At 57.6% G+C, this 14,694-nt stretch carries 16 protein-coding genes; 8 read left to right on the forward strand and 8 right to left on the reverse strand.

Annotated features, from left to right (window positions below):
• The 5 genes from GXX82_04185 to GXX82_04205 form a co-directional block, all read left to right on the forward strand.
• Positions 1 to 402, forward strand: a 402-nt coding sequence (locus GXX82_04185; GenBank protein NLT22226.1) for a dTDP-4-dehydrorhamnose 3,5-epimerase, incomplete at its 5' end; no start/stop codon positions are given.
• Positions 395 to 1,405 (forward strand): dTDP-glucose 4,6-dehydratase, encoded by a 1,011-nt coding sequence (rfbB, locus tag GXX82_04190; GenBank protein ID NLT22227.1) that lies wholly within the window; start codon positions 395 to 397, stop codon positions 1,403 to 1,405. The genes GXX82_04185 and rfbB, both read left to right, overlap by 8 nt.
• Entirely contained in the window at positions 1,402 to 2,241 is an 840-nt protein-coding gene (rfbD, locus tag GXX82_04195; GenBank protein NLT22228.1) for a dTDP-4-dehydrorhamnose reductase, read from the forward strand. Before rfbB ends, rfbD begins: the two co-directional genes overlap by 4 nt.
• 9 nt (positions 2,242 to 2,250) lie before the next feature.
• Positions 2,251 to 2,988 (forward strand): UDP-2,3-diacylglucosamine diphosphatase, encoded by a 738-nt coding sequence (locus GXX82_04200; GenBank protein NLT22229.1) that lies wholly within the window; start codon positions 2,251 to 2,253, stop codon positions 2,986 to 2,988.
• A 122-nt stretch (positions 2,989 to 3,110) separates the two neighbouring features.
• On the forward strand, positions 3,111 to 3,587 hold the full coding sequence (locus tag GXX82_04205) for a ferritin family protein (GenBank protein NLT22230.1): 477 nt from the start codon (positions 3,111 to 3,113) through the stop codon (positions 3,585 to 3,587).
• 465 nt (positions 3,588 to 4,052) lie between these two features.
• On the opposite strand, the gene GXX82_04210 is transcribed toward GXX82_04205, so the two are convergent.
• From GXX82_04210 to GXX82_04230, 5 genes are all read right to left on the reverse strand, one after another.
• On the reverse strand, positions 4,053 to 4,814 hold the full coding sequence (locus GXX82_04210) for a TSUP family transporter (GenBank protein NLT22231.1): 762 nt from the start codon (positions 4,812 to 4,814) through the stop codon (positions 4,053 to 4,055).
• A 79-nt stretch (positions 4,815 to 4,893) separates the two neighbouring features.
• A complete protein-coding gene (locus GXX82_04215) occupies positions 4,894 to 5,955 on the reverse strand; it encodes a branched-chain amino acid aminotransferase (GenBank protein NLT22232.1) in 1,062 nt (353 codons plus the stop codon).
• A 23-nt stretch (positions 5,956 to 5,978) separates the two neighbouring features.
• On the reverse strand, positions 5,979 to 6,416 hold the full coding sequence (locus GXX82_04220; protein ID NLT22233.1) for a DUF3617 domain-containing protein: 438 nt from the start codon (positions 6,414 to 6,416) through the stop codon (positions 5,979 to 5,981).
• Positions 6,417 to 6,599: 183 nt separating this feature from the next.
• Positions 6,600 to 7,556: a paraslipin gene (locus GXX82_04225; protein NLT22234.1), complete on the reverse strand. Its 957-nt coding sequence runs from the start codon at positions 7,554 to 7,556 to the stop codon at positions 6,600 to 6,602.
• The gene (locus tag GXX82_04230) at positions 7,553 to 8,041 is read right to left on the reverse strand and encodes an NfeD family protein (GenBank protein NLT22235.1); all 489 of its coding nucleotides are present in this window, start codon (positions 8,039 to 8,041) and stop codon (positions 7,553 to 7,555) included. The genes GXX82_04225 and GXX82_04230 overlap by 4 nt, the downstream gene beginning before the upstream one ends.
• A gap of 289 nt (positions 8,042 to 8,330) precedes the next feature.
• Here GXX82_04230 and GXX82_04235 point away from each other — a divergent pair, with 289 nt between their 5' ends.
• The 3 genes from GXX82_04235 (at position 8,331) to larE (ending at position 11,662) form a co-directional block, all read left to right on the forward strand.
• Positions 8,331 to 9,758, forward strand: coding sequence for a radical SAM protein (locus tag GXX82_04235; GenBank protein ID NLT22236.1), 1,428 nt, complete (start codon positions 8,331 to 8,333; stop codon positions 9,756 to 9,758).
• Between the two features lie 68 nt (positions 9,759 to 9,826).
• Positions 9,827 to 10,792 (forward strand): cysteine synthase A, encoded by a 966-nt coding sequence (gene cysK / locus GXX82_04240; protein ID NLT22237.1) that lies wholly within the window; start codon positions 9,827 to 9,829, stop codon positions 10,790 to 10,792.
• A gap of 57 nt (positions 10,793 to 10,849) precedes the next feature.
• A complete protein-coding gene (gene larE / locus GXX82_04245; GenBank protein ID NLT22238.1) occupies positions 10,850 to 11,662 on the forward strand; it encodes an ATP-dependent sacrificial sulfur transferase LarE in 813 nt (270 codons plus the stop codon).
• A gap of 209 nt (positions 11,663 to 11,871) precedes the next feature.
• Here the strand turns inward: larE and GXX82_04250 are convergent, their stop codons facing one another.
• From GXX82_04250 to nifU, 3 genes are all read right to left on the reverse strand, one after another.
• The gene (locus tag GXX82_04250; GenBank protein NLT22239.1) at positions 11,872 to 12,825 is read right to left on the reverse strand and encodes a serine acetyltransferase; all 954 of its coding nucleotides are present in this window, start codon (positions 12,823 to 12,825) and stop codon (positions 11,872 to 11,874) included.
• A 10-nt stretch (positions 12,826 to 12,835) separates the two neighbouring features.
• Positions 12,836 to 14,017, reverse strand: a complete 1,182-nt coding sequence (nifS, locus tag GXX82_04255; GenBank protein NLT22240.1) for a cysteine desulfurase NifS — start codon at positions 14,015 to 14,017, stop codon at positions 12,836 to 12,838.
• Positions 14,014 to 14,694: Fe-S cluster assembly protein NifU (gene nifU / locus GXX82_04260; GenBank protein ID NLT22241.1), on the reverse strand; the 681-nt coding region annotated here is incomplete at its 5' end. The genes nifS and nifU, both read right to left, overlap by 4 nt.

The raw sequence follows: 14,694 nt of genomic DNA on the forward strand, positions 1-14,694 counted from the left end.
AGGCTCATGGAGATCCTCCGCAGTGACGACGAGATCTTCACGCGCTTCGGCCAGGTCTACATGACGACCACATATCCCCAGGTGGTGAAGGCGTGGCACTACCACGGGAAGCAGGACGACCTCATCGCCTGCGTGAAAGGGATGATAAAGCTTGTCCTCTACGATGACCGCGAGGGGTCGCCCACCCGGGGAGAGGTGAGCGAGCTCTTCGTGGGCGACCATAGCCCCCGGCTGGTCAGGGTGCCGCGCATGGTCTACCACGGGTGGAAGTGCGTAAGCCTCGAGGAGGCCATCATCATAAACGCCCCCACCATGGTCTACAATTACGGGGAGCCCGACGAGTTCAGGATCGACCCCCACGAGAACGACATACCCTACACCTGGGAGAGAAAAGATGGCTGAAACGATCCTCGTCACCGGCGGCTGCGGCTTCATCGGGACCAACTTCGTCCGCCACATGCTGGAACGACACGATTACAACATCGTCAATCTCGATAAATTGACCTACGCGGGCAACCTGGAGAACCTCGAGGACATCGCCTCGGACGGAAAGTACACCTTCGTGCGGGGGGACATCGCATCCATGGGCGATGTCGAGGCCGTCTTCGAAAGGTCCATCGACATCGTCGTCAACTTCGCCGCGGAATCCCACGTCGACAGGAGCATCATGGACCCCGACGCCTTCATCAGGACGAACGTGAACGGCACCTTCAACCTCCTCGAGCTGGCACGGAAGAAGGGGGTCGGTCGCTTCGTCCAGATATCGACGGACGAGGTCTACGGGTCCCTCGGCGACTCGGGGGCATTCCGCGAGGACACCCCTCTGTCCCCGAACAGCCCCTATTCGGCCTCCAAGACGGCGGCGGACATACTCGCCATGGCCTATTTCAAGACCTACGGCATGCCCGTCGTCATCACGAGGTGCTCCAACAACTACGGGCCCTACCAGTTCCCGGAAAAGCTCATCCCCCTCATCATAACGAACGCCCTCGCGGACAAGGATCTGCCCGTCTACGGCGACGGCCTCAACGTCCGCGACTGGATCCATGTCAAGGACCACTGCGCGGCCATCGATCTCGTTGTCCATAAGGGTGAGGAGGGGAACGTATACAATATCGGCGCCTCGAACGAGCGGACGAACATCGGGATCGTCGAGCTCGTCCTCGACATACTGGGCAAGCCCCGGTCGCTCATCCGGTACGTGAAGGACAGGCCGGGGCACGACCGCCGCTATGCCATCGATTCGGGGAAGATCACCGAGCGGCTGGGCTACAGGCCGTCGGTGGATTTCTCCGAGGGCATGCGGGGCACCGTCGAGTGGTACGTGAATAACAGGGGATGGTGGGAGAGGATCAAGACCGGGGCATATCTCGATTACTACGAAAAGATGTACGGGAACCGATGAAGGTCCTCATATCGGGCGGCAAGGGATTACTGGCGGTCAACATCCTTCCCTATCTCGGCGAGCGTTTCGATCTCGCCGTCTATGACATCGATGAATGGGACATCACCAGCGTTTCGAGAGGCAGGGACCTCATGGATCTGCATCGGCCCGACGTGGTGCTGAACCTTGCCGCCATGACGGACGTGGATGGGTGCGAGGACAGTCAGGAGCTGGCCCGGCAGGTGAACGCGGACGGGGCCGGGACCGTGGCGGAACTCTGCGCTGCTGCCGGCACTCGGCTTGTTCACATGAGCACCGACTATGTCTTCGATGGCACGAAGGGTTCTCCCTACAGCGAGGATGACGAGCCGGCGCCTGCTTCCGTCTATGGCCGCACGAAGCTCGCCGGAGAGAGAATGGTCCTCGAGAGGCTTCCCGGCGCCGCCGTGCTGAGGACCCAGTGGCTCTACGGCAAGGGCGGAAAGAGCTTTGTCGACACGATAACCGGGCTGGGGCGGCAGCACGGCAAAGTGCGTGTCGTCGACGACCAGAGGGGATCTCCGACCTGGGCCAGGGACCTCGCCGCGCCGATCATTTCCATCATCGAGAAAGGACTCAGCGGGATCTATCATGTTTCGAACAGCGGCTCATGCACCTGGTTCGAATTCGCAAGGGCGATCTTTTCCATCCTGAACATGGACGTCGAGGCGAGTCCCATCTCATCGGACGAGCTGGGAAGGAAGGCCGCGCGGCCCGCGTTTTCGGTCTTCGACCTCACAAAGCTCGAAGGCTCGACGGGCATCAGGATGCGCGGCTGGATGGATGCCCTCAGGGAATACCTGGCGACCGGAGGTTAGAGGCCTGCCGTGAAGATCATCTTCTTCTCCGATGTTCATATCACCCGCACGAGCGTCGACAGGGCGGCCCTCACGCTGCGGTTCATATCCGATTACTGTGAAGATGCCGACATGGTCGTCGTACTCGGCGATCTCTTTGACTTCTATCACGGGTACGACGGGTACATATACCCCTGGTACCGTGCAATAGCCGACAGCCTCAAGGGTCTCGTCGACCGCGGCAAGCGTGTCCTGTTCCTGGAAGGGAACCATGAATTCGCCATGGGCAGGTATTTTGAGGACTACACGGGGGCCGTCTGCGCGGTGGAGATGAGTCTCGACATAGACGGGAAAAGGGTCTTTCTCGCGCACGGCGACGGCTTTGCCCGTCTTTCCCTTGTCCGTCTTCTGAAGCGGCCCTTCTTCTACCGGATCATGGACCTTCTCGGTCCCGCGCTGACCTGGCGTGTCGTCACCCTTGTGCGCCCCCTTCTCTCCCACAGGAACAAGAAATACAGCGAGGTCGTGAGGGATATCTTCAGGTCACGGGCGAGACGGAAGCTCTCGGAGGGTTACGACGTGGTGATCCTCGGCCATTCTCATATACCCGACGTCCTTGAGATCGGAGATGGTCCCTCGGGAAAGAGATACCTCAATACGGGTGACCTCGCGACATACGCCAGCTTTGCTTGCTACGATACCTCCACGGGATTCTCCTTGAGGACGATGGGCGCGGCCGCCGAGAGCAGGAAAAGCACTCCCCGTTAACCAAAAGGGGTTGCCAACGGGGCTTCCGGACACTATATAATAGTATCTCCGGTTCCAACCTTCACTGTTTCTTTCCGGGACGGGTGGAGGTATCTACAGCACGACCGAAAAAGGAGGGCACCATGAATATCTTCAGCACAGGCGACATACTTCAATTCGCTGTCCGGATCGAGGAAGACGGCGAGATGTTCTACCACAAGGCGGCTCTCAACGCCACGGACAAGGAAGTGAGAGACCTTTTCAACTATCTTGCCGACGAAGAGATCCGGCACAAAAGGATCTTTCAGGAAATGCTCTCGGGCATCGAGACGAACCCCCAGGCCGAGAGTTTCAGCGGCGAGTACGGGGCTTATTTGCGGGACTATGTCGACGGCAAGGCGGTATTCACAAAGGATGCCCGTGGCGAGGCAATGTCGGACGGTCTCGACGCAGCTTCGGCGCTCCACTTTGCCATGGGACGCGAGGCCGATTCGATCCTCTACTACCATGAGGCAAAACAGTTCGTCGACGAAAAGCACTACGCCGCGATCGACAGGATCATACAGGAAGAACGCAAACACTTCCACAAACTGGCGCAGATGAAGAAGAAATACACGTAGACGCATCGGGGAGCGGCGGGAAAACTCAAGGGCGTTATCTCTCGCCCGTTCGTCGCTTGACGCTCCTCTCTCAAGCTCACAGAGGACGCAGAGAGAGACCAAAAGAGAGAAAAGACTGCCGCCGGATCTCGGAGCCTCCCAAGATCCGGCGGCCTTCTCGTCCCGCCGTTCCGGCGGGAGAGAAAGAAATAGTGTTTTTATCCTGAAGGAGTTATCCCCCCTGTCGTCATAGGTCCTATATGTCCCCATAGGTCCTATAATCATCCTCCAGACCCCCCATACTCCCTCACTCCCTCAAGACTCCCATCCCCTCCCCATCAGTCCCACCTGAAAAGGATCCTCTTCTTTTGCCTCCCGTCGCAGACGGGATGCAAAGCCGGCCGGATCTTTTCTCTGCGATCTCCGCGGGCTTGAGAGACGAACGAAGTGAGGAACGGGCGAGAGGCAAACTCTTTCGCCCCTCCTTCACTTGAGAAGCATATCGTATCCCAGCTTTGCTATCAGGCACACGACGACGACGAGGAAGAAGATCCTTACGAAGCGGTTGCCCTTGAGGATGGCGAGGCGGGAGCCTACGACCGCCCCGAGGATGTTGGCGAGGCCCATGAGTATGGCCGTGGTGTAGATTATGTTCCCGGTGGCGGCGAAGTAGAGAACGGCGGAGATGTTCGTGGCAAAGTTCACCACCTTCGATGATGCGGAGGCGGAGAGAAAGTTGAAGCCGAAGATGCCGATGAAGACGAATATGAGAAAGCTTCCCGTACCGGGGCCGAAGAAGCCGTCGTAGAAGCCGATGAGAGCACCCGTTGTGATGCTGACGGCGAGACTCTTCGCCTGGTCGAGACGTGGTGCGTGTATGGAGCCGAAGTCTCTTCGGAGAAAGGTGTAGAGGGCTATGGCGATGAGCATGAAGAGGATGAGGGGACGCATCACCCCGGGGTTCACGAGAGTCACCGTTCTCGCGCCGAGAAAGGAAGCGATGAGGGCCGCCGCGGTTGCCGGGAGGGTTGCCTTCCAGTCTATGCGGACATGGCGGGCATACTGAAGGGTCGCGACGGACGTTCCGGATATGGCGGCCAGTTTGTTCGTGCCGAGGAGTGTGGCGATGGGCAGATGGGGCAGGACGATGAAGAGTGCCGGCAGCTGGATGAGCCCACCACCGCCGGCTATGGAATCAATGAAACCGGCCAAGGCCGCAAAAAAACAGAGTGTGACCGTTTCGAGCAATCGACCTCGCCGTCAGACGAAAACACCCTCCGCTCCCGCTCGGGAGGTCCGGAGGGTGTCTAATGAACAGTGATCATTGTCAGATAACAACACACCAGCCGAAGGGATCGTCCTTTTCTCCATATTGCATGCCCGTGATCTCGTCGTACAGTCTTTGAGAGATTGGGCCGATCTCACCGCTGTGGATCGTTACCGTATCCTCGTCGTGCCGGATCCAGCCGACAGGTGAGATGACGGCGGCGGTCCCGGTTCCGAAGACCTCCTGAAGGCGCCCGTTCTTTGCCTCCGACATGACCTCGTCGATGGTGATCCTTCTCTCTTCCACGGGGATGCCCCAGTGCCTGGCCAGAGCGATGACGGAGTTGCGCGTGACCCCGGGCAGGATGGAGCCCTCAAGAGGTGGAGTGACGACGGTGCCGTCTATGACGAACATGATGTTCATGGTTCCCACCTCCTCGATGCACCGGTTCTCGATGCCGTCGAGCCACAGTACCTGGGTGAACCCTTTCTTTTTGGCCATCTCCCCGGGATAGAGCGAGGCTGCATAGTTTGCCGGCGTCTTGACGGCGCCGAGGCCGCCTTTCACGGCCCGGACATACTCGCCGGAAGTGATGAGCTTCACAGGGTTCAACCCCTCCTTGTAATAGGCGCCGACGGGAGAGGTGATGATCATGAAGCGGTACGTGTGAGACACCCTGACGCCAAGGAAGTTGTCCGTCGCGAAGACGAAGGGACGGACATAGAGGGAGCAGCCCCGCTTGACAGGTATCCACGCCCTGTCGATCTCCACGAGCTTTTTCATCCCCTCGAAGAACACCTCATAGGGGAGGGTGGGGATGCACAGGCGTTCGCAGGACACATTGTACCTTTCATGGTTCTTGTCCGGCCTGAAGAGACGGACCTTGCCGTCCACTCCGAGAAACGCCTTGAGGCCTTCGAAAACGGCCTGCCCATAGTGCAGCGTCGAGAGGGCCGGGTACATCTTCATCGCGCCGTAAGGCTCGATGCGAGGCTCACCCCAGTGTCCGTCCGCGAAGTCCACATAATACATGTGATCGGAGAAGTGGACACCGAACTCCAGGTTGTTGAAGTCCACTTCGTTGATCGTTGTCTTCCTGCTCTTTCTTATCTTGATCTTCACAGCCTTTTTCCTCGCGTTCTTTCCTATTTCTTGTCGCAGGGCCCGAGGCGTTTGCCGCTCATTTTGGTCAAAACCTGCTGGGCCTGCATGCCCTTGTTCTTGATGAGTGTCGTTGTTGTCCCGTCAAAGGCATCGCCCTTGTATGTGATGCTTCCCTTGCTCTCCACGGTGCCGTCCTTTTCGTTGCAGACCATGGCCCATGTCACCGTGTTGCCACTCACCTTCTGGTCGATGATCTTGCAGTTCGGGTTCTTCTCCTTGTTCTGCCCGGGCACGCTGTCCTTCTTCGTGAGGCATTGTTTTGTGACGGACGGAGGAATGTTGGCGGGCATGCCCTTCATTTCCACCTTTGTCGTGATCTCCCAGAGACCGTCCTTCATGTTCGGTTCCGCGGCTTGTGCGCCGCCGCACCATACGAGTGCCAGAACGATGGCGAGTGTTGCAAGGATGCTCACTTTCATATGTCCTCCTGATCTTTTCCTGACAAATGGTTCGGTAAAAAAAAGTATCACTAATGGGGCGGGCGGGTCAAATAAAAAGACAGCTTGAGCCGCTTGAATTGCTTGAACCGCTTGAGAGTTCAACACGACGAAGGGTTCCGGCGGTTCCGTGTATCACGCTGGTTTTCGAGGCTTAGCTGCCGTCTATCTCTTCTCTACTCCCTGAGACCTCACCCCTGCGTCCTTGGTCTGGTCTTTCAGTATTGTCGTCACCGTCGATACGAGGCCTGCAAGGTCGGCGAGGTTTGCCGGGAGGATCAGGGTGTTGTTTGTTCTTGCGAGTTTGCCGAACTCATTAATGTATTGTTCGGCGATTCGCAGGTTGACGGCGTTTATACCGCCCTGTTCGTTGATGGCAAGGGCGATCTCGCGAAGGCCGTTGGCGGTCGCGGTGGCAACGCGTACGATCTCTGCCGCGCGACCTTCCGCCTCATTGATCCGTTTCTGCTTCTCGCCTTCGGAAGTGGCGATCATCTCCTGTTTGACACCCTCGGCACGATTGATCTTCGCCTGTTTGTCCCCTTCCGATTCTGCGATGACGGCTCTCTTTTCCCTCTCAGCCCGCATCTGCTTTTCCATGGCGTCCTTGATGCTCTGCGGAGGTACGATATTCTTTATCTCGTACCGAGTCACCTTCACACCCCAAGGGTCCGATGCCTTGTCGACGGCCTCCACGATAGTGGTGTTGATTGTTTCCCGTTCTTCGAAGGTCCTGTCCAGTTCAAGCTTTCCAATAACGCTCCTCATGGTTGTCTGGGCGAGCTGCATTGCGGCGAACTGATAGTTGTTGATCCCGTAAGATGCCTTCTGGGGGTCAATCACCTGGAGGTACAGGATGCCGTCCACCTCAACGGCGATGTTATCCCGGGTGATGCATGTCTGGGAGGCGACGTCGATGGCCTGCTCCTTCAGCGTATGTTTGTATGCGACCTTATCGATAAAGGGTATCAGGATGTGAAGGCCGGCGTCCAGTGTCGCACTGTATTTGCCGAGACGCTCGACAATGAAGGCGACCTTCTGCGGAACGATGCGGATGGTCTTGGAAAAGGCTACAACAACGATGACAATGAGGCCAAGAATAATAATGGTAAAAAAGTTCATAAGACATCCCCTCCCTTTACAGGATATTTCTTGACCTTCAGTGTCAGGCCATCCTTGCCGGTAATTTCCACTGCAACTCCCTCCTCAACCGGCTCGTCCCCGTCGGTTTCGGCATTCCAGCTTGTTCCGTGAAGCTCCACCTTGCCTCCCATGACGGGGTCGATCCTCCGTGTCACCACGGCCTTCTCCCCCGTGAATGGCGACATGTTATCATCGTCCGTACGGCCATATTTCTTATAGCCGACAAAGACACCTCGCATCCATTTTCTCAATGACGCAAGAAGCAGGACCGAGGCCACGAGGAAGATGATGAGTTGAACATTGACGGATATATCCGTAAAGAGGCAGATGAGCGCTACGATCCATGCGCCGACGCCGAAGAAAAAGACAACGAAACCGGGCAGGACGAATTCCAGCAACATCAGCACGAGGCCGACGAGAAACCATATCACCTCGGGTTTCAGCCAATCCTTGAATCCTTCCACGCCATCACCCCGCTTGCATGAATCTTGTTGTCAGGATTCTAGCAGATTGAGTTCCTTATTAAAACAACAATGTTCCACGGTCAGGAATTGTCTTCACCGGAAACGGCCTCGGATGCACAAGGCCGGTATTTCACCGTGATACTTGAGTATTCCCTGTGATCTGGTGTATCTTGACAGAGACGGAGAGTGATTTCATATTCAACCTGTCAGAATGATAGGAAAAGAGTTCTGCGGGAGAGGTGCGGCCACAAGTTCCCGACGAACTGTGCCTGAGACGAGAGAAATAGACATGAATCCCACAGAGATACCGCCCGACATTATTTTGAAGAAGTCGCCCTTTCTGGTGGTAAGGCAATTGAACGGTGGCGAGGTAAGGGTATACAGCAAACTGCATGGCAACTTGACATCATATGGGAGCGAGATCGCCGGCGTCCTTGAGCTTTTCGAGAGACCCATCCCGGCTGAGACAGCGGCGACTGGAATGTCGGAAATATGCCGACAAGAGTCCGGGGTCCTGATAAAAGAGCTCTACGACAAACACTTCCTGGTGGAGGGGGACAGGAGTGAGCGGGACATGTTCGCGGAGTACGTCGCCACGGCACGGCGCAGGAACGAGGTTGCCAGGATATCCAGGGTGACCTTTCTCGTTTCGGCCACATGCAACCTGGCCTGCAAGGGTTGCTATCACAGCTTCTACGATTTCAGGAGCGGCCACATGACAGCCGAGTTTGCCGGCAGGGTCCTCACGGGCCTTTTCCCTTACCTGAAGAAAAGAGGGATTCCCGCGTTGCTCATATCCTTTCTCGGCTACGAGCCTCTGCTGAATTTCGAGACCGTGAGCCAGGTCCACGACCGGGCGGTTGCCATGTCGGAGGAGTACGGGATCGACACCACGTTCAAGATATTCACGAATGCCTTCAGCATCAACCGGACCACATACGACTGGATAATGAGGAACAGATCCCGGCTGAGCTTCAAAGTGAGCCTCGACGGTGTCAGGGAGGACAACGATCAGCGAAGACTGGACCGCGCCGGAAAAGGGACCTTTGACAGGGTTGTCGGCAACCTGGAACGGATCATTGCCACCGGCGTGGAATGTGATGTTCTGACGACCCTCAGCAAGATCAATTTCTCCAATATCGAAAGGTTTGTCGATGAAATGGCCGCGATAGGCATCAAGAATATCACCGCCAACATATTCTGCGGCCAATCGCCGGACGAGAGAAAGCTGGAGCTGTCGGAAGAGGAGAGGTTCGAGGCTATAAGAAGGATGGATCTGGCAACGGAGAAGCATGGCATCGAGTTCGATGGGGAGTGGAAGTTCGCCGTTGTGCAGATGATAACGGGAGCTCACTTCACCTGTCCTGCCGGAATGAGACAGGTCGTGTTCTGCGCCGATGGGGCCATCCATCCCTGTCAGCGTTTTGCCGGAACGGAGCTTACCTTCGGCACCTTCGGGGACGATTTCTGGGAGAGGCTCGGCGAAGGTCAATGCGAAGGCTACGAACGCTGGACCGCCGATCTCTACGACCGCGTGATGGAGAGAATGAAGCAGGAACACGCGGACCTGACGGGATGGAGTTGTCCCTTTATCCCCTTCATGCGGGGGGAATGTCTTGGGAAACATGTCGAGAGGGATTTCAACGAACGCCTCATGGAGTACTATGTAACGCGCCCTGTGGACCGGATAATCGCGAGATCGCGCATACATTGCTGATGCCCGGGTCCCTGTCGGGATCGCCAATCCCTGATGGCGCCCGGGGAGACCAGATAAGGAGGCCGCCCATGGCAGGAATATTCGAGGACAACTCGTTCTCAATAGGCAGAACGCCGCTCGTCAGGCTGAACAGGGTGACGGCAGGTGCGAAGGCCACGGTGCTCGCGAAGGTGGAGGGGCGCAACCCGGCCTACTCGGTGAAATGCCGGGTCGGTGCCGCGATGGTCTGGGACGCCGAGAAGACGGGAAGGCTCAAACCGGGGTTGGAGATGATCGAGCCCACGTCGGGCAACACGGGCATAGCCCTTGCCTTCGTAGCCGCTGCCCGCGGATACAGTCTGACCCTTACCATGCCGGAGACGATGTCCCTGGAAAGACGCAAGGTGCTCAGGGCCCTCGGGGCAAATATCATCCTTACGGAAGGGGCCAGCGGCATGAAGGGGGCCATTGCGAAGGCGGAGGAGATCGCCGCCGGCGACGTTTCACGGTATTTCCTTCCCCAGCAGTTCGAGAACCCCGCAAATCCGGCCATACATGAAGCGACGACGGCCGTCGAGCTCTGGAACGATACGGACGGGGAGATGGACATCCTCGTTTCCGGTGTCGGAACGGGCGGTACGATCACAGGGATAAGCAGGTATTTCAAGCTCACGAAGGGGAAGAAGATCGTCTCCGTTGCCGTGGAGCCGATCCACTCCCCTGTCCTTACCCAGACGAGGACCGGGGAACAGTTGAAGCCGGGCCCGCACAAGATCCAGGGAATAGGCGCCGGTTTCGTTCCGAAGGTGCTTGACCTTTCCCTTGTCGACCGCATCGAGACTGTCAGCAACGATGAGGCGATGGAAATGGCGAGACGCCTGGCGCGCGAGGAGGGGATCCTGAGCGGGATATCGTGCGGTGCCGCGGCGCACGTTGCGGTCAAACTGGCCAGGGAGCCCGCGAACGCCGGCAGGACCATCGTTGTTATTCTGCCTGATTCGGGAGAACGGTACCTTTCGACGGAACTCTTCCAGGGACTCCCCGGCGGCCCCTGACCGGCAGGCATTGCGGGCACAGGCGCCTGGAGGGCAGACGCAGAAGAGCGGTGTATGATGGTGGGAGAGGAGCTCAGGAGAAAATACGAGGACCTGAAGAATTCTATCAGGTCCATGGGACGGGTTGCCGTCACCTTCTCGGGTGGTGTGGACAGCACGTTGCTGCTGAAGGTGAGCATCGATGAACTGGGATGCGGGAATGTCCTGGCGCTGACCGGTGTGTCTCCCATACACGCGCGATCGGAGAGTGACGGGGCAAAGGAATGCGCCGCCGCCCTGGGGGCCCGCGTGATCCTCTTTGAGTCCACGGAGATGGAGGATGAAAGCTTTGTGGCCAACGGGCGTGACCGGTGCTATCACTGCAAGGCCCGTCTATTCAAGGTAGTCCGGGAGATCGCTCGACGGGAAGGGTATTCCTTTCTCCTCGAGGGATCCAATGCGGACGACGAAAAGGATTTTCGCCCGGGGCGGAGGGCGTGTCTGGAATTCAATGTCGTGAGCCCTCTTCTCGACGGAGGATTCACAAAGAACGACATACGGGAGCTTTCCCGGGCACTGGGGCTCGCGACCTGCGACAAGCCTTCCGAGGCGTGCCTGTCCTCGAGGATCCCTTACGGGACGGCGATAACGAGAAAAATGCTCGAAGACATCGAACGTTCCGAGGCATTCGTGAGATCCCTCGGGGTATCACGGGTCCGGGTCAGGCATCACGGCAGCACGGCCCGCATCGAGACCGATGAGAAGGATTTCCCCGTCATCCTCGAGTACCGCGACGAGATAGCTGCCGAGCTGATGCGCACAGGCTTCACCTACATCGCCCTCGACCTCCACGGCTACAGAACGGGGAGCATGAACGAGGAAGAAGAATAGAAAGACCGTTTCAGGTCTCAAGTTTCAGGTTTCAGGTTAAAGACAAAGACGGACGGTTTCCGGTAGGACCGGAACCCTTACAGTCATCTCAGGCCGGCTCAAACCTCCGGACGGTCCGATGAGATCGGAACCTTCACAGTAGAGAAACCTCCTTATGGTCTTCCGACCTGAGATACCTAAAACCTAAAACCTAAAACTTAAAACGGTCTTCACTTGTTCTTCATCACCAGCTCGGGCTTTTTGAGGAAGACGGACGTGTCGGGTGGAACGGATTCGGTGAGCCATACGTTCCCGCCGATGGTCGAGCGGGCGCCTATGACCGTCTGTCCTCCCAGGATGGTTGCGTTGGCATAGATGATGACGTCATCCTCTATTGTGGGATGGCGCTTCGTGTCCCTGAGAAGAGGGCATTCATCCTTGCTGAGTGAAAGCGCGCCGAGGGTGACACCCTGGTAGAGACGCACCCTGTCGCCGATGGTGGTCGTTTCCCCGATGACGATGCCGGTGCCGTGGTCCATGAAAAAGCTTTCACCGATGACGACACCGGGATGTATGTCGATGCCCGTCAGACTGTGCGCGTATTCCGTCATGATCCGCGGGATGAGGGGCACCTGGTTCGTGTGCATCCAGTGGGCGACGCGATAGACGGCAACCGCGAAGAGACCGGGATAGCAGAATATGATCTCGTCAAAATGCCGTGAGGCCGGGTCGCCTTCAAAGGCGGCGCGAACGTCTTTCGAGAGCGTCTCCTGCAGTTCGGGAATGTTTTCGATGAACCTCAGGGTTATCTCCTGGCTGAGGTCCTCGCAATGAACGCAGGGCCGGTTGAACCGGATGCAGTCGTGGCGTATCGCGTGCTGTATCTGTGTCGCGATCGCATCGAAGAGCTCTGTCACCTGCTCTCCCAGATAATACCGGTGGTTGATCTCGTCCAGTCGTTTCTCGGCAAAGAAACCCGGGAAAAGGATGGGGATGGTCTTGCGTATGATATCGATGATGGCCCGTCGTGAAGGTATCGGCTCGGGGCCGACGTGATGGAGACGGCCCTTTTTGTCGTACTGTGCCACTATCCTGTCGACGAGGAAAGGCAGCCGTGAGCGATGGTTCTGGGTCGCGGTTATCTCTTCCCTGCAGCGGTCCTTTGAATTTTCTCCCTCTTGCATGTCTCTCTCCTTAGACCGTTGTGCAGGCGCCCTGCTGTGTCGCCCAGTAGGGTGAAAGGACCCTGAGCTTTTCGATTATCGGAGGCAGTTCCTTTATGACGAGGTCTATATCCTCTTCAGTATTGTAGACGCTGAGGCTGAATCGTATGGATCCGTGGGCCATCGTGTAGGGAACGCCCATGGCCCGCAGGACATGAGAAGGCTGGAGTGAACCGGAGGTGCAGGCGGAGCCCGAGGAGGCGCATATGCCGAACTGGTCCATGAGCAGGAGGATGCTTTCACCTTCGACGAACTCGAAGCTGATATTCGTCGTGTTGGGAAGACGCTCATCCTGGACGCCGTTCACCCGGCTTTGTGCGATTGCGGTGAGAAGCCCGCTCTCCAGCAGGTCGCGCAGGTTTCTCACGTACGTGTTCTCCTTCTCCATGTTGGCGCCGGCAAGTTCGCAGGCCTTTCCGAGCCCGATGATCCCGGGGACGTTCTCCGTGCCACCGCGGCGTCCCTTTTCCTGGTGGCCGCCGATGAGAAAGGGGGAGAACTTTGTCCCTTTCCGTACGTACAGGACGCCGACGCCTTTCGGCGCATGCAGTTTATGACCCGAAAGAGAAAGCATGTCGATCGCATTGTCTTTCATGTCAATGGGTATCTTTCCCACGGCCTGGACTGCGTCGGTATGGAAGACGATCCCCCGCTCGCGGGCCAGGCGTGCCGCTTCCTCCACGGGAAAGACCACACCCGTTTCATTATTGGCCCACATGATGCTCGCGATCGCCGTGTCCGGCGTCAGGCTTGCCTCGTATTCGTCCATATCGAGCCTTCCATCGCTGTCCACACCGACCATTGTCACGCGGTACCCTTTCTGGGCAAGATGCTCGCACAGGACCTTGATCGCCGGATGTTCGACCCTGCTCGTGACGATGTGCGTCTTCCCCGGGTTTACGAGCAGGGTCGACATGATCGCCGTGTTATCACTTTCCGTGCCGCAGCTCGTGAAGATGATCTCCTCCGGGTCAACCCCGAGGAGCGAGGCAACCCTGGCACGGGCCTGGGAGAGTTCGCGGGCCACCTGGCCGCCGAAGGAGTGCATGCTCGAGGGGTTCCCGTACCGATCATGGAAAAAGGGGAGCATTTCGTCAAGGACCTCCCGGGACACCATCGTTGTCGCGTTGTTGTCAAGGTAGACCGTCCTCATTTTGCCACCTCCTCAACAACAAGGTCGGGCGAGACGAACTCTTTCAGTTTCCACTCGACGAAGCTCTTCAGCGTTATCTGAGATGCCTGGCACGTTGCACATGCTCCCCTTGTTGCCACGAGGACCCTGTTCCCGATGACGTCGATGAGGTCAATATCGCCGCCGTCATGCTGCAGCGAAGGGCGGATCTCGCGTTCGATGGTTTCCTCGATCATGCGGATCTTCTGGATGTTGGAAAGCCGTGGTCTTCCCTCCGGCTCCTTTTCGGATCTCTTGGCCGCGAGAACGCGGTCAAGTATGGCCTGGATCTTGTCATGGCAGTTCTCGCACCCACCCCCGGCCTTCGTGTAGTATGTTACCTCCTCGACGGACGTGAGGTGGTTTTGTCTGATCGCCCGCTCGATCTCCCCGTCGGTGACGCCGAAGCAGGCACAGACGATCTCTTCTTCCGGTCTTTTGTGCGATATGCCGCGGTAGTTCTCGATCGCTTTTTCAAGGGCCTCCTGACCGAGCACGGAGCAATGCATCTTTTCCTGGGGAAGCCCGCCCAGGTAGTCGGCGATGTCCTGGTTGGTTATCTTCATTGCTTCCTCGATGGTCTTTCCCTTGAGTATCTCCGTCAGAGCGGACGCGGAGGCGATGGCGCTCGCGCAGCCGAAGGTCTTGAACTTCGCGTC

This window comes from Syntrophorhabdus sp. (genome assembly GCA_012719415.1).
Taxonomy (GTDB): Bacteria; Desulfobacterota; Syntrophorhabdia; order Syntrophorhabdales; family Syntrophorhabdaceae; genus Delta-02.

Bases quoted from the DNA above. Each gene is read 5' to 3' on its own strand.
- rfbB (NLT22227.1), top strand. From the start codon at position 395: ATGGCTGAAACGATCCTCGTCACCGGCGGCTGCGGCTTCATCGGGACC.
- rfbD (NLT22228.1), top strand. From the start codon at position 1,402: ATGAAGGTCCTCATATCGGGCGGCAAGGGATTACTGGCGGTCAACATC.
- GXX82_04205 (NLT22230.1), top strand. From the start codon at position 3,111: ATGAATATCTTCAGCACAGGCGACATACTTCAATTCGCTGTCCGGATC.
- GXX82_04220 (NLT22233.1), bottom strand. From the start codon at position 6,416: ATGAAAGTGAGCATCCTTGCAACACTCGCCATCGTTCTGGCACTCGTA.
- GXX82_04225 (NLT22234.1), bottom strand. From the start codon at position 7,556: ATGAACTTTTTTACCATTATTATTCTTGGCCTCATTGTCATCGTTGTT.
- GXX82_04235 (NLT22236.1), top strand. From the start codon at position 8,331: ATGAATCCCACAGAGATACCGCCCGACATTATTTTGAAGAAGTCGCCC.
- cysK (NLT22237.1), top strand. From the start codon at position 9,827: ATGGCAGGAATATTCGAGGACAACTCGTTCTCAATAGGCAGAACGCCG.
- larE (NLT22238.1), top strand. From the start codon at position 10,850: ATGGTGGGAGAGGAGCTCAGGAGAAAATACGAGGACCTGAAGAATTCT.
- GXX82_04250 (NLT22239.1), bottom strand. From the start codon at position 12,825: ATGCAAGAGGGAGAAAATTCAAAGGACCGCTGCAGGGAAGAGATAACC.
- nifS (NLT22240.1), bottom strand. From the start codon at position 14,017: ATGAGGACGGTCTACCTTGACAACAACGCGACAACGATGGTGTCCCGG.